The sequence below is a fragment of the Bradyrhizobium lablabi genome (assembly GCF_001440475.1).
Lineage (GTDB): Bacteria > Pseudomonadota > Alphaproteobacteria > Rhizobiales > Xanthobacteraceae > Bradyrhizobium > Bradyrhizobium lablabi.
This window is the reverse complement of the sequence record NZ_LLYB01000057.1, coordinates 27253-41601: the sequence shown is the minus strand read 5'-3', so window position 1 is coordinate 41601 and position 14349 is coordinate 27253. Positions and strand designations below refer to the sequence as shown.

Here is a 14349-nt window from a genome sequence, read left to right as displayed (position 1 = left end):
CGGCCCTCACCTTTGAGGCGTTCTAGAATGAGTTTCTCCATCAGGTCTCTGGACCGCGAGTTGACCGCTGCCAGACGCCCCGCCCGGCGAACCGGACGGGGCCTTTCGGCGGACGAACTCAGTCGGCGTTCTTGCGCGGCCGCGACCAGATCAGGGTGTGGCCGTCGCCTTCCTCGTCGTCGAACAGGTTCGCGTAGATCGGCGCGTTGAACGAGGGATCATCGAGCTTGAGCGAGAGGTAGTCGCGGCCCTCCTCGGAGCGCTTCGACCAGGCGGCTCCGATCTCAGCCCGGCGCACAAAAACGCGGTGGCTCGGAGCGTTCTCGTTCGAGCGATTGGTCTCGGTGACGATCCGGACGCCCTTGGCCTGGACACTCAGGGTAACGATCTCGCCCTGAAAATCGCTGCCGACCTTCTTGAAAGAACCGATGTTAGCCATGTTACTTCTCCTTAGCTGGTTTCGAGCCGCGACCACCGCGGCCTCGATGGCGATCTACAGGCCGAAGACGATCGACGACGCACCCGCTTGCGGGCTGGAGCGCAGCGGAGGACGCCAGCGGGGAGACTTTCTTGGCTCGCGAGGAATGGGCGTCAGCCCAGGGGAAGAAAGTCTCCCAGCGGCGTTGCGTTCAGGCGATCGAGCCGTAGCCGGTCTTCGGCCAGATCAAGCCACCAAGAGGCCACGTGGTCCGTGCGCTATACGGCATTCTCGGGAGAAGTCGTGGCGAACGTCGGTTGTGCTGCACAAGGTGTCGTTGCGCTCAGGCGAAGAGACAGAAACAAAAGTGAAGGAAAAGACGGATCGATGGCCACAAACAACCCGCGATGAGGATGCCCCTGCCCGGCGTTGCCTGGTGCTATGGTCAGGTGCCAGGAGCCAAGCGCTCCGAGGCGTACCGGTTACCCGACAGTCGATCTAGCAGCCAACCAACGCCTCGATCGCAGCGGACCCTCCCGACGAGGCAGAGGCTCATTCCTGTTGCGTCGTGGCAGTGACTACTGGCTGTGGTCCGTTCGGCAAAGCTTCGATCGGTCGCGGGGATTCGGCAAAGACAGTCATCCGTGTCCAGGCCGTGCTACCGATCACTATTGCGCCCGTCCAAGAGAAGACATCACGCCAGAGCAAGGACGGCACCGCGATTTCCGATAGGCCGTGAACGATCTGATAGCCGGCGACGGCTGCTGGAACGGCAAAAGCAGCGGCGATCATGGCACGCAGAATCGCCGATCGCGTGAAAGCAAAGGCCATTTGTCCAACAACGAGGGTGAGCGCGCCGGCAACAATTGCAATAAGAACCGCGCCGGGGATGCCCGCGCCAGCATGAACTCCAGCCAGCCCGACAGAAAGCGCGGCGAAGGATGGCAGCGCATAGACGGCGAGGCTAAAGATCAGCCAGCAGATCAGGCCGATGCCAAGTGTGTTGAGAAAGAGTCCGAGGATAAGCATGGTGGTGGTCTCCGTACCAAAAGGCAAGACGGCCGCGCCTTCCACCACCACCGCGGCGCAGTCGAGAGTATAACGGAGTACGAGACGCGATGGGAGTGATAATCGTCACCCGCTGCTTGCAGCATGAGCGAAACCTTTCTGCTCGCGCCTCAAGACCCGTCGAGATCAGAGAAATTGTACCTGTACTTGGCAGCGTCGAGCCTTGATGAAAAACGGACCGCGACACGGCGCTTACGCGCCGCCGAATTTCCAGACGGGAATGCCGAGCTTCTTGGCCTTGTCAGCAAGATTGTCTTGTATCCCGGTGCCGGGGAAGTGCATGACGCCGATCGGCAGCACCGCGAGCATGGCGTCATTGCGTTTGAACGGAGCTGCCTTGGCATTCTTGGTCCAGTCGGGCTTGAATGCGATCTGAGGTACCTTGCGGTTGGCCGCCCACTTGGCGGCGATCAGTTCGGCGCCCTTCGGCGAACCACCGTGCAGCAACACCATGTCCGGGTGCTTTGTGTGAGCCTTGTCGAGCCTGTCCCAGATCAGCGCAACGTCGTTGAAGTCGAGACCGCCGGTAAGCGCGATCTTCGGACCGGCGGGCAGCATCGCTTCAGTTTCCGCGCGGCGCTTGGCTGCGAGGAAATCGCGGCTATCGATCATCGCTGACGTGAGCGTGCGATGATTGACGAGTGACCCGGAACGGGGACGCCACGGCGAGCCGGTATGAAGCTCGAATTGCTCGGTGGCCAGGTCGCGGAACAGCTCCATGGCATTGCGGCGTTCAATTAGAGTGACGCCTTCGGCCGTGAGCCGCTCGAGTTCGACCGATCGCACCTCCGATCCGTTTTGCTCTCGCTGGCTTTTCTGCTGCGCCTGCTCGTTGTCGTCGAGTTCGCGTTCAATGCGGCCGGTGGCGCGGTGAAACAGGTTGACGGTCGACCAGAGCAGGTTTTCAAGGTCGGGTTCGAGGCGCGTGTCGCTGAGGGTCGCCACGAAGGCGTCAAAGATATCGGCGATGGCGCCGGCGATGGCCTTGCCTTCGGGTAGTGGCCTCGGGTCAGGCTCGTCCTGGAAGGGACGATGGCCATAAACCTGAAGTTCATTGAGGATGTGATCGGTCGGTGATGAGCCGTGCTGCGGTTCGAACTCGGTATCGTCATGGTCGGTCGTCATGGTGAGAGGTCCTTTGCCGGATCGGCCGCGTCCATCGCGGCCTTCGTGGCGATCACCAGACGGCGGGCGGAACGGACCAGAACCCGAAGCGCCAGCGCGGGGCCGGAGCGAAGCGGAGGATGGCGTAGCCCGGCTATTTTGCTTCGCGATGCAAAGGCCCGAAGGGCCGGCGGAAAATAGCCGGGCGCAGCCATTGCCGGGCCGAACCGCCTGCGGTCCGATCGCCCTCTAGAAGGCCGGGGGCGCGACTCTGTCCGGCAACTGCCAACCACGAGCCGACTGGTGATGACGACCTCGCGATCGAAGCGCCCCGTTATCCCGTCTCGGTCATCGTCAAGGCAAGGAAGCGGCGACGTCCTGCGAGACAAGCTGCTCGCGTAACGCCACGCGAAGTTCTTCGATGCCACGCGTATGCAGGTCCTCGTTGAAGTCACCGAGCCCAGGTGACAATGCAAACGCCTCGATGCCGACCGCTTCGGCACGCGTCATCAAGGTCACCGCCGCGCTATCGCCTGCTGAATCGGCATCGCGGGCAATATATAGTCGGCGTAGCGCCAGCGGGAGCAGCATGGCCGCGAGGTGATTAGCAGAGAGCGCCGCAGCCATCGGCAAGGTCGGCAGCGCACAACGAAGCGAGAGCATGGTCTCGATGCCCTCACCCGCAACGAGCACATCATTCGGTACGCCAAAGCGAACCGCGTTTCCTAACAGATCGCCCATCGCCCGTCGCGGCGTATCGACCGGTGCCTTGTCGCCTCTAAAGGGATCGAGCCAGGTGCGGTGTACGCCCGTGATCCGGCCGTCGAGATCGGTCACACGGGCAATCATCGCCGGCCAGACTTCGGTCGGCGAGTCGTCCTCCGGCCGATAGTAGCAGCGTGGATGGAAACGGAGCGCGCCTTCATCGTGTACGACGAAAATGCCGCGTCCTCGCAAATAGGCTTCGACGGCAGTTCGGCCGATCGGCTGCGACATGCCGAACAGCCGTCGTGCAGCTTCCAATGAACCGGGTTGTATCCGAGCTCGGCCTGATGTCGAAGTCCGTTCGGCGCCGGTCCGAGGCAAGTGCAGGAAACGTCGAGCCTCCTCAGCAACATCGCGGAAATCGAGCAGCCCGCAACTGTCGCGGATGATATCGAGGAGATCACCATGTTCGCCGGTCGCAGCGTCCGTCCACTTGCCCGCAGGGCCCTTGGCCGATTCGATCAATCGCACGAACATCGAGCGTCCCGGCGTGTTTCTGCTGTCTCCGATGAGCCAATAGCGACCCTGGCGCCGGCCATTTGAGAGGTAGTGTCCGCATACCGCCTCGGCCTCGCGCGCGAGGCGGTGCGCCAGTTCGGAAGCATCGCGCGGCATCAGGCAGCCTCCCGTTCGCCGATGCGTTCGATGGGATAACGTTCGAGCACCTTGGCGAGGACGCCGATGCCGCTTTCGTCCGAGGGTACGAACATGCGTAGCTTCCAGGAGATGATCTCGCTGAAGAGCCCATAGGCGCGCAAACGATCCCGCATCGTCTCGGAAAAGTCGGACAGCTCAATGCGGTGTACGCCCATGACACGGACGCGCCGAAGTTTTGGGCCTTCGGCAAGATCGAGAACCGTGCGGCCCTCCATGAGCATTGCGAAGGCGTCCGCGGGCGTCAGCGTCGGTTGCTTGCCGAGAAGCGCGTTAGCGACCCAGGCGGATGAGACCTTTCGCCCAATGATCCGCTCGCCGACGTCGGTTTGCAGGCGATAGACGCGTGTGGACTCGTTCGGAAGCCGCTTCCAGATTGGCAGGAGAAGTCCGGCGACGACATGCATCGTGCTCTTGGTGAACTCCGGCACTTCCGAAAGCTCGGCCTGCCAGACTGCACTGAAATGCTCGCGATCCGCCGCAGTCCAGCTGCTTTCGGCCATAGTCTTCAGCGCGACGATGTGGCTCTCCATTGGCCGGATCAACCTTACGCGCTGCTCGATCTCACCATCATCGAGCATCAGGCTCGGCGCCGGGACCTGCACGGCGGCGCGCCCAGAACGTTCGTTGACCAGCGGGACGGCGCGAGGGTCAGAGAAACGGCCGAGCGCATCATCGAGGGTCACGGGCCGGTTGCGCTCGTGCTGGGCGATAGTGAGCAGCCGCGTTTCCGCACCGGTCGCGGGATGGCTGTAGATGGTGCGCCGATCGGTGATGACGAGACTCTCGGCCTGCAGTGTTTCCAGACCGGCGTCGTAGATCCCGGACGCGATGGCGCCTTCGATACGAGCGGTCAGCAGCTGCTCGAAGGCGTGGAACAGGACGTTCTGCAGGCCGATGGTCAGCGCGAGCAGACGGTTGAGGAAGGTGGTGATGGGCGGCAGCTCATCTCTCATACCGTTGCTGTCGGTGAGCTTGAGTCCGGTAGCCTCCTCAAACGCCTCGAGGGAGCAGCCTTCCACCTTGCCGCGTACCAGAAGCGTGTAGAGCTGCCGGAGAGCATCGCGGCCGTAGTTGCTCTCCAGATTGTCTTCGGACCGAAACAGTCCCTGCCCGCCGGTTTGGCGCTGACCGCGGGTAATGGCGCCGAGGGTGTCGAGCCGGCGCGCAATGGTGCTGAGAAAGCGCTTCTCCGCCTTCACATCCGTCGCAATCGGACGAAACAGCGGCGGCTGAGCCTGATTGGTCCTGTTGGTGCGGCCGAGACCCTGGATCGCCGCATCGGCCTTCCAGCCGGGCTCAAGCAGGTAATGCACGCGCAAACGCCGGTTCCGAGCCGAAAGCTCCGCATGGTAGCTCCGCCCCGTGCCGCCGGCGTCCGAGAACACGAGGATACGCTTGATGTCATCCATGAACGCCGCTGTCTCGGCGAGATTCGCTGAGCCGGCGCGGCTCTCGACCATTAGCCGGTCATTCTTGCGGATGATGCGGCGAGAGCGCCCCGTGACTTCGGCGAGCATGTCGGTCCCAAACCGCTGCACGATCTGGTCGAGCGCGCCGGGCACCGGCGGAAGCGAAGCAAGTTTCTCGATCAGCCGGTCGCGCCGGGTCACGGCTTCCCTGCTCTCGACCGGCTGGCCGTCGCGGTACACGGGCCGGGACGAGAGGTTGCCTTCGGAATCAGTGAAGGGTTCGTGGAGTTGAACCGGGAAGGAATGAGCCAGATAGTCGAGCACGTATTCACGGGGCGTGATATCGACCTGGACATCAGCCCATTCGTCGGTTGGGATCTCCGCAAGCCGGCGCTCCATCAGGGCTTCACCGGTCGAGACGATCTGGACGACGGCGGCGTGGCCCTCCGCAAGATCGCGATCGATCGATCGGATCAAGGAAGGCGTCTTCATCGAAGTGAGCAAATGGCCGAAGAAGCGCTGCTTCGCGGACTCGAACGCCGATCGAGCGGCGGACTTCGCCTCCGCGTTCAGGGTGCCAGTCTCGCCGGTGATGTTCGCTGCCCGCATCGCTGCGTCGAGATTGTTGTGAATGACGCTGAACGCGCCCGCATAGGCATCGTAGATGCGGACCTGCTCGGCGGTGAGCTTGTGCTCGATCAGTTCGTATTGGACGCCCTCATAGGAAAGCGAGCGCGCCAAATAAAGACCGAGCGCCTTGAGATCCCGCGCCAGCACCTCCATGGCGGCCACGCCGCCCTCCTCGATCGCTTCGACGAATTCGGCCCGCGTCGCGAACGGGAAATCCTCGCCACCCCATAGGCCAAGCCGCTGCGTATACGCGAGATTGTGAACGGTCGTGGCACCGGTCGCGGACACGTAGACCACGCGTGCATTAGGCAAGGCGTGCTGAAGCCGCAAGCCGGCGCGCCCCTGCTGCGAGGCCGCCTGGTCGCCGCGCTCGCCTTTTTGGCCTGCGGCATTCTGCATCGCGTGGCTTTCGTCGAAAATGACCACTCCGTCGAAGTCCGAGCCCAACCATTCGACGATCTGCCGGACGCGCGAGAGCTTCTCCCCCCGTTCGTCGGTCCGTAGCGTAGCGTAGGTCGTAAACAGGATACCCTCCGCCAGCCGGATCGGCGTACCCTGCCGGAAACGCGAAAGCGGGGTGACGAGGAGCCGCTCCATGCCGAGTGCGGCCCAGTCCCGCTGGGCGTCCTCGATCAGCTTGTCGCTCTTGGAGATCCAGACGGCGCGGCGGCGGCCCTTCAGCCAATTGTCAAGCAGGATGCCGGCAACCTGGCGGCCTTTGCCCGCGCCGGTGCCGTCGCCCAAAAACCAACCACGGCGAAAGCGGATGGCGGTTTCCGCATCATCACGCGCGGCGGTAACGAGGTCGAATGTCTCGTCGACGGTCCAGGCGCCTGCAAGGAAAGCCGAGTGCGCTTCGCCAGCGTAAATAATGCTTTCAAGCTGAGCATCAGATAACAGACCGTCTGCGACAAGGTTCGACCGAAGATGCGGCCGATACGACGGTTTTGGCGCTGCGACCGAGGCCATTGCTGCCGACTGGACGAGCCTGGTCGGATGGTCCTGCGATCCGGGAATACGGATCGATTGCAATGCGTATTCTTCATAGAGCGCGTCGGTAAGACGGGCGTCGTCCGGCGGCGTCCAATCAACCGTCTGGTAGGCGAGCTCTACTGCTTCCGATTCGGGAAGCGCGCGGCCAGGCGAAGGTCGCTTGGCATAGGCACCGACAGTTCGCGGAATTGCCGATAGTCCGGTAACAGAATTAGCAAGCGGTGACGCGAGCGCTGATCGCGGCGGCACATGCGCCAGGGCCAATGTCAGCAACGTTGCGACATCTGGTGCGACACCCGGCGAGGTTGGGAAGGCGGTTGCGTCCGGCGCAGGCTGCTTGTCGATCACGGTGAGCCGCGTATCCGCCGTGGTGCCGTGCTTGGCAAAGACCGAGCCCGCAATGGCAGCCGAGAACACGATGCGGCCCCGCTCCTGCAGATGGATGAAGGCGTCTGTCCAGGCGGGATTGTTGGGCGCGACGCTGGCGCCGGTAATCGCCACGAGACGGCCGCCGTCGCAAAGCCGAGCCAGGGCCGAGGCGACGTGGCGCAGTGCTGCATCGGCCATACGGCGATCGACATTCGCCAACGCCGAAAACGGCGGGTTCATCAGCACGACACTCGGCGCTATACCAGCATCGAGATGATCATCGATCTGCGCCGCATCGAAACGCGCGACGGCGACGTTCGGAAACAGGAGATCGAGCAGCCCGGCACGCACCTGCGCCAGTTCGTTCAATACGAGCGAACCACCGGAAATCTCGGCAAGAATGGCGAGCAGCCCGGTGCCGGCCGAGGGCTCGAGTACGAGGTCATCCTTCGTAATGCCGGCCACCGCACAAGCCACGAAGCCAAGCGGGATTGGCGTCGAGAACTGTTGAAGCGCCTCACCTTCTTCGGAGCGACGGGTGTGGGTGGGAAGTAACCTCGCGACCTTCGCCAGCTTCGAGAGCATCGAAGCCGGTGATCCAGCCTTTTGGTGCATCGAGGCGCCGTACTTGCGAAGGAAAAGGACTGTCGCGGCCTCGCAGGCCTCATAGGCGGCTTTCCAATGCCAGGCGCCGGTGGCATCCGAGGCACCGAAGGCGCTCTCCATGGCGGAGCGCAAGATCCCCGCGTCAATAGGCCGTCCACGTTCGAGATCGGAGAGGAGTAGCCGTGCGGCTTGAGCGATGGCGGACGCAGCAGCGGCGGCTGCGGAGCACGAGACTTCTATCATGTTGGGAACCTTGAGGAGAGCGAGAAAGGTCGAGCCGCCGGCTGCTCTCTCGACCCGACCGGCTCAACCCCTCCCGGCCGGCCTCTCACTCTTGTCACCCCAGACGCCTTCCGCGTGGCATTGGCGGGGGAGTAGCAGTCTCCCCAAGTGAGGAGCCCGGCGCGATGCCAGGCATCGGGAGACAGAAGTAGGGATGGAAGGGTGCGGGGCGGATCGTACCGCCCCGCACTGCGAGTTCATTCAGCGGCAAAGCCGTGTGGCAGAATCTCGTCTTCGCCGTCTGTGCTATCCTCGTCACCGGCGAGGAATTCCGGGAGCGGTCCAGCCTCGCTGTCTTGTTGTGGCGCTGGCGCGAGGTCGTCGAGCCGCAAGGGCTCCGGCAGCCATCCCGTGCCATCGAGAAGACGCTCGGCTTCCCTGGCCATATCCGTCTTCTTCAGATGGTCGATCAGTTGTGCGGAAGCCTCACCCTTTGCTTCTCTCACCGCCTCCAGAATACGCGGCTTGGTGACGCGGCCGAGATAGTTGTCGACCGTTGGCTTCCAACCTGCCTGCACCATGTCTAGTCCAACCGACCGCGCCAGCACGCCGGCCGCGTCAAGCCTGCAAGCAACGCCCTGGGCAGACACTCGACCCTGATTGTAGCGGTTCGCGGGCTCATAGAGGGCGTTAACGGCGAACGACGCGCAATGGGCGAATAACGACGCCTGTGTGGCGCCGTCCAATGCGGAGAGCGTATCCCACAGCTCCTTCTCATCGTTCGGCAGCCGCGCCTTCCAGGCTTCATGCCTGGTATCGACGGCCTTGGCCGAAGCACTTTCCTTTAATCCGGGGGCCTGAGCAGGAAATGGCGGGATATGAACCCCGATCTGGAGGCAACTGCCCGACGATGCGAACCTGTAAAAGGTCGCCAGCACAAAGTTGTGCAGCACGGCCTGGAACGCGATCGAGGGATGTTCCGCCAGGGCATTGCGCAACGCGAGCGTCCGATGCGCCGTCAGCTCGGTGACCAACCGGTCGGGCAGCGGTTTTGCTATGTCGTCCTCATCCTCTTCGGCGACCTCGGTTGATGCGCCACCAACGGTAATGGCCGTGGGCTGTGCCGGACTGGCAGTCCCGTTCGCGTCGAAGGCCTGGCCGCCCTTCCCGACTTCAGGCTCGACCACCAGGAGGTCATCCTCCGACCGAACGTAACCGCGATCCACCGATAGCCGCCCTTCGGAGTCGATGCTGATGAAGACGCCGGCACGGGCGACGTCGGCCGGATCGTAGATCATCGATCGGCCTTCGAATGTGAGCAACGCCGCCTCGATCTCACCAAGACGTTGATCGACCTCGTCGGGCAGTTCGTCGGCATCCTGATATTCGGCCTCGAGCTTTTGACGCTCGGCGTTGAGTGCATCGATGGTGGTCTGATCCTCAATCGTGAGATCAGCCGGCGCTCCATCAAGTTCCCGCAATCCATTGGTGTGGCCATATGGGAAATCGACCGCCACCGAAATCCACTTCCATCCCTCAGCGGCAATCACCTCCGCTTCGGTTTTCAGCTTCTCTGTGACAAGACGATCGAGCAGAGGAACGTCCTGCAACCAGCCGCCATCGTCGTTCTCGAACAGATCGCGCAGGATCGGTCCTCCGGCCTGCTCATACGAGCCGATCCCGACGAACCGCGCGCGTCGATCGGATGCGCGGACCGTGTTCTCGGTGAGCATACGGCGAATCTGGTATGGCGCGTCATAGCCGGAGCGGCTCACGTTGTCCCAGACTTGCTCCTGGCGGGCGTGGTCACCGTTGACCGAGAAGGCCATGAGTTGCTCGAGCGTCATGCCGTCCTCGGCATAGACCTCGCACAGCTTCGGCGAGATCGAGGCCAAACGCAGGCGCTGCTTCACGACTTGGGCGGTGGTGAAGTAGGCAACCGCGATCTCCTCGTCGGTCATGCCCTTCGCGCGCATGTCCGAGAAGGCGCGGAACTGATCGAGTGGATGCAATGCGAGGCGGTGAACGTTTTCGGCGAGCGAGTCGTCCTCTGCCAGGATCTTGGTGAAAGGATCACGCACGATGCAGGGGACGAGCCCGTTCTTGGGGAAACGCTTCGCCTTGACGAGACGCTCGATCGCGCGATAGCGGCGTCCGCCCGCCGGCACCTCGAACATGCCGGTTTCGTTCCCATCCGCGTCCAGGACGGCGCGGACATTGAGACCTTGCACGAGATCCTCACGCCGGGCGATGTCCTCGGCCAGCTCCTCGACGTTAAGGTCCGGCCTGATGCGACGGACGTTGGACCCGCTGAGCACGAGCTTGTCGAACGGGATGTCGCGCGAGCGTGAAAAGACGATTTTCTTAACAGCCTTTGCCATATCGGTTACTCCACGACGGGCAGCCGAAAGCCTCTCTCTCGGCCTCCAACCCGTCGTGGCGCTCCGCGTCGCCCTCTTCCTCTCTCACCGCTGCTGATACTCGTTAGGCTGCCTCCTGATCTGTGTCGGCAGAATCGATCGGAGCGTGCGGGGGCATTTCGGAAAGTAAGCCGAGCAGATAGTCCGCAGCCTTGCTCGCCTGCGACGCCGCCCGCACAATAGCGCGATTGTCCTCGCGCAGGACTTCCAACCAGGATCCGATATAATCAGCGTGGCGTACGGTCGGCACGATTCCCAGCGATGCGCAGGAAAACGCAGCGCACAGCTCCGCGATCAGCTCCTCGAAGGCATATTTCTTCGTGCCATAGGAGCCGCCGAGGTCTCGGTTGAGTCGCGAGGGATGGCCGCTGGCGTGGCCAAGCTCGTGGAGTGCGGTACGGTGCCAATTGATTGTCTCGAAATAGGCAGCCGGCGGCGGGACTTGCACAAAATCTTCGGCCGGCGAATAGAAAGCGCGATTACCCCCAGTGCGAAAGTCGACGCCGGTCGCCTTGATTAGCGCCTCGACCCGCGGTTCGATCATGCCGGGAAGCGGCGGTGGTGCGGTGGTTGCGATTTCCGCAGGCAGGTCGTCGCATTGATCGGTGTTGAAGACGGTAAAGCGCTTGAGGAACGGAATCGCGCCTGGCTCTTCGCCAGTTTCCGCGGCGCGTTGACGCTCGCCCTCCGGCACGAAACGATCGGCGAATACGACGGTCGTTCCCCGCTCGCCCTTCCGGACATGGCCGCCGAGCCCAAGCGCCTGACGGAAGGTCAGCCAGCTCTGACCGGAGAAACCGCGCTCAACGACGGCGCCCCACAGAATCAGTACATTGATTCCAGAATAGCCGCGCCGTGTTGAGGCATTACGCGGCATGGCGAGCGGCGCCTTTATCGCCGCCGTCCCCCACGGCTGCGCCCAGGGGATGCGGCCAGCCTCCAGGTCGGCGATGATTTTGTCGGTGATTACAGCGTAAAGGCTTGTCCGATCCTGACCGGTGCGCGCATGTGATTTCTGGCTAAGCATCGCGGTTCTCCGCGACGGGCGTCGGGAGCCTCTCTCCCAACCCTCAACCCGTCACGGCGAACCCGGTCGGCACTCTCACTCTCAAGGCGCGCTGACGCGGAACTCCACGGAGAACGATGGTCATCGCTAACAAGGGTACCGCGGAGCGCCGAAGCGAAGCGGAGCCAGAGAAAAAGGCACCCGCAGGAGGGTCAGCATAGCGCCGACGCGCAGCGGCGGGACCCGGGACCGAGTGCAGTCGTGAGACCGGTTAACAAGGCACTCGAACGCGGGACAGTGATAGCGACGCCGGCATGCAATGACGGCGGGGCCCGCGAGCGAGTGCCTCCGGCGAACGACTCATTATTGTGCGCTAGGGATTGAAGCCGGATGGCGTCCCGATCGCCGCGGTGGCGACGCCCGAAAAATTTGGAAGGCCGAAAAAGTTTCAAGAGGTCGACAAATTTTTTCTGGCAAGGAACCGCGACGGCGAACAGTTTCCGTCCGTGCTTATCCGGGCCGCCCTAGCCGCGAGCGCGCCGCAGCGCGGCTTCGAGTCGCCCCCTTTCCTTATCCCAGCGATCATCTTCGGCTCGGCACTTCTTTTCGAGAGCCGCGCGCTCGGCCTCAATTGCCTCAGCCCTCTTCGCATGTTCGCGTTTGGCCTTGTCCAACGCCGCTTGCGCCCTGTCGGCGGCCTGCTGCCGGCGCTCGCGATCCTTCCGCCTGGCGGCTTCTTCGTTCGCACGTTCGCGCTCGCGGCGCCTCTGCTCCCGTTCGTCGTCGAGAGCGGCCTTCCGCTCCGACGCCTTGTCGACGGGTCGGGACCGAGGCTTCTTCGGCCTGCGGCTTGCCGACTTGCGGGTGCCCTTCGCCTGTCTTCCCTCGCCGCCCAGATCGATGGGTAATTCCGCATGCTCGCTGAACGATCCGACGGAGCCGACCGGCCGTCTGAGCACGACGCCCGGCTTCGCCATGGTGGCGGCGATGACGTCCGGATCGTCGCTCTGCTTCGCCACGCCCTGGTGGAAAAGATTGCTGTCGGCACCCCACGCTTCCAGAGCCGACTTCATCGACGGTGCAGCGATAGCGAGATCGAAGAAGCCCAACGAGGTCTGGTAGGTCTTCAGCTTCCTCGCCATTCGGCTGCCCTCCTACGTCGGACCCCTCCGACGAGAGGGTACGCCATCAGGCCGACTTCCGCTGAGACCTGGCCACCGGCTTCTTCGCGGTGGTCTCCTTCGCCGGCTTCTTGCCGGCTATCGGCATCAGCATCTCCTTCTGGCCGGCCGCCGCCTTGCGCGGCTTCTTGGCTGACTTCTTCCCTGGTCCAGTTGCTCCCGCACCACCGCCGATGCTCTTGCGCAGCGCATCCATCAGATCCACGACATTCTCGCCCCGGGGACGCTCTTTCGCGGCAATGGGTTTGCCGGCGCGCTTCTGGTTGATGAGATCGATGAGCGCCGTTTCGTACTGGTCTTCGAACTTGTCCGGCTCGAAATGGCCTGCCTTCTGGTTGACGATGTGCTTGGCAAGATCAAGCATGTCCTTGGTGACTTTGACATCCTGGATGTCGTCGAAATACTCGTCCGCAGAACGCACTTCGTAAGGATAGCGCAGCAGCGTTCCCATCAGCCCTTTGTCCAGGGGCTCAAGCGCAATGATATGCTTCCGGTTGGTCAGCACGACGCGTCCGATTGCGACCTTGTTCATCTCGCGGATGGTTTCGCGGATGACTGCGAACGCGTCGTGCCCGACCTTGCCGTCCGGCACCAGGTAATAGGGACGGATCAGATATCTCGGATCGATTTCGCTGCGGTCGACGAACTCGTCGATCTCAATGGTCCTGGTCGATTCCAGCGCAACGTTCTCAAGCTCTTCCTTCGTCACCTCATTGAAGGTGTCGGTATCGACCTTGTAGCCCTTGACGATGTCCTCGTTGGCGACCTCCTCGCCGGTGTCGGCGTCCACTTTGGCATACTTGATGCGGTGACCGGTCTTACGGTTGAGCTGGTTGAAGGAGACTTTTTCGGATTCCGAGGTGGCTGGATAGAGCGCTACCGGACAGGTGACAAGAGAAAGACGCAAGAAGCCTTTCCAATTAGCGCGGGGGGCCATGGTGGGGAACTCCACTACTGGTGCCGGATTCAAGACGATCCGGCCAGCTTGGTTCCGACACCCCCGTTCACGCCAGCGCGGATAATTTTTAACAGGCCCCCCAGATTCCCGCTTCTGCGGACTCGACATTTGTTCTTGTTATGTTCTAATTGGGGCATGACTGACCGACCCGCAAGCTGGCGTATGCCGACGCCAAAACAAATGGAAAAGCTGGCTGCCCAAGCCGTCCGGAAGCAGCCGACCCCCGCCGCGGCGGCTTTCGAGAAACCGCTTCCGCCCAAATATTGGGATTCGGTGCTCAAGGACCCCCGCGCCGACATGACCGGCGCCCAGTTGCGCCAAAGGCGCCTCTCGGACATTCAGCGCCACGTGCTGCGCGTCAACTGCCGCCGCTGCAACCGAACGGTGGAAATCCAGACCGCCGATGCAGTTCGGCTATATGGCCAGAACGCGGCCTGGAAGGATGTCGCCCAGCGGCTGCTGGACGACACTTGCCAACAGCGTACCGGAAGACACGAAGAAGACGGGTGTTGGCCGGCGCTCGAGGCGCCCTGACCCGCACCG

The 14349-nt window shown here is 62.8% G+C and carries 10 protein-coding genes; 1 reads left to right on the top strand and 9 read right to left on the bottom strand.

The window, feature by feature from the left end; translation table 11 throughout:
* Positions 1-118: 118 nt before the first annotated feature.
* The 9 genes from CQ14_RS10940 to ku form a co-directional block, all read right to left on the bottom strand.
* Complete coding sequence (locus CQ14_RS10940; protein ID WP_057857915.1) at positions 119-439, bottom strand: DUF736 domain-containing protein; 321 nt, start codon at positions 437-439, stop codon at positions 119-121.
* Positions 440-970: 531 nt separating this feature from the next.
* The gene (locus CQ14_RS10935) at positions 971-1447 is read right to left on the bottom strand and encodes a hypothetical protein (protein ID WP_057858104.1); all 477 of its coding nucleotides are present in this window, start codon (positions 1445-1447) and stop codon (positions 971-973) included.
* 231 nt (positions 1448-1678) lie between these two features.
* Positions 1679-2611 carry a DUF2493 domain-containing protein gene (locus tag CQ14_RS10930; protein WP_057857914.1) on the bottom strand — a complete coding sequence of 311 codons (933 nt, stop codon included), beginning with the start codon at positions 2609-2611 and terminating at the stop codon, positions 1679-1681.
* Positions 2612-2944: 333 nt separating this feature from the next.
* Complete coding sequence (locus CQ14_RS10920; protein WP_057857912.1) at positions 2945-3970, bottom strand: DUF7146 domain-containing protein; 1026 nt, start codon at positions 3968-3970, stop codon at positions 2945-2947.
* Positions 3970-8262, bottom strand: a complete 4293-nt coding sequence (locus CQ14_RS10915) for a strawberry notch-like NTP hydrolase domain-containing protein (protein WP_057857911.1) — start codon at positions 8260-8262, stop codon at positions 3970-3972. Before CQ14_RS10915 ends, CQ14_RS10920 begins: the two co-directional genes overlap by 1 nt.
* A 236-nt stretch (positions 8263-8498) precedes the next feature.
* Positions 8499-10622: a ParB/RepB/Spo0J family partition protein gene (locus tag CQ14_RS10910; protein WP_057857910.1), complete on the bottom strand. Its 2124-nt coding sequence runs from the start codon at positions 10620-10622 to the stop codon at positions 8499-8501.
* A gap of 103 nt (positions 10623-10725) precedes the next feature.
* A complete protein-coding gene (locus CQ14_RS10905; RefSeq protein ID WP_057857909.1) occupies positions 10726-11688 on the bottom strand; it encodes an ArdC family protein in 963 nt (320 codons plus the stop codon).
* Positions 11689-12191: 503 nt separating this feature from the next.
* The gene (locus tag CQ14_RS10900; protein WP_057857908.1) at positions 12192-12809 is read right to left on the bottom strand and encodes a hypothetical protein; all 618 of its coding nucleotides are present in this window, start codon (positions 12807-12809) and stop codon (positions 12192-12194) included.
* Positions 12810-12855: 46 nt separating this feature from the next.
* Positions 12856-13785 carry a non-homologous end joining protein Ku gene (gene ku / locus CQ14_RS10895; RefSeq protein ID WP_057857907.1) on the bottom strand — a complete coding sequence of 310 codons (930 nt, stop codon included), beginning with the start codon at positions 13783-13785 and terminating at the stop codon, positions 12856-12858.
* A 156-nt stretch (positions 13786-13941) separates the two neighbouring features.
* Between ku and CQ14_RS10890 the strand changes: the two genes are divergently transcribed.
* Positions 13942-14340, top strand: coding sequence for a hypothetical protein (locus CQ14_RS10890; RefSeq protein ID WP_199805504.1), 399 nt, complete (start codon positions 13942-13944; stop codon positions 14338-14340).
* Positions 14341-14349: the final 9 nt, after the last annotated feature.

Excerpts from the sequence above, each read along its gene's own strand:
- CQ14_RS10930 (WP_057857914.1), bottom strand. The coding sequence starts at position 2,611 with ATGACGACCGACCATGACGATACCGAGTTCGAACCGCAGCACGGCTCA.
- CQ14_RS10900 (WP_057857908.1), bottom strand. The coding sequence starts at position 12,809 with ATGGCGAGGAAGCTGAAGACCTACCAGACCTCGTTGGGCTTCTTCGAT.
- CQ14_RS10940 (WP_057857915.1), bottom strand. The coding sequence starts at position 439 with ATGGCTAACATCGGTTCTTTCAAGAAGGTCGGCAGCGATTTTCAGGGC.
- CQ14_RS10910 (WP_057857910.1), bottom strand. The coding sequence starts at position 10,622 with ATGGCAAAGGCTGTTAAGAAAATCGTCTTTTCACGCTCGCGCGACATC.
- CQ14_RS10920 (WP_057857912.1), bottom strand. The coding sequence starts at position 3,970 with ATGCCGCGCGATGCTTCCGAACTGGCGCACCGCCTCGCGCGCGAGGCC.
- CQ14_RS10935 (WP_057858104.1), bottom strand. The coding sequence starts at position 1,447 with ATGCTTATCCTCGGACTCTTTCTCAACACACTTGGCATCGGCCTGATC.
- ku (WP_057857907.1), bottom strand. The coding sequence starts at position 13,785 with ATGGCCCCCCGCGCTAATTGGAAAGGCTTCTTGCGTCTTTCTCTTGTC.
- CQ14_RS10915 (WP_057857911.1), bottom strand. The coding sequence starts at position 8,262 with ATGATAGAAGTCTCGTGCTCCGCAGCCGCCGCTGCTGCGTCCGCCATC.
- CQ14_RS10905 (WP_057857909.1), bottom strand. The coding sequence starts at position 11,688 with ATGCTTAGCCAGAAATCACATGCGCGCACCGGTCAGGATCGGACAAGC.
- CQ14_RS10890 (WP_199805504.1), top strand. The coding sequence starts at position 13,942 with ATGACTGACCGACCCGCAAGCTGGCGTATGCCGACGCCAAAACAAATG.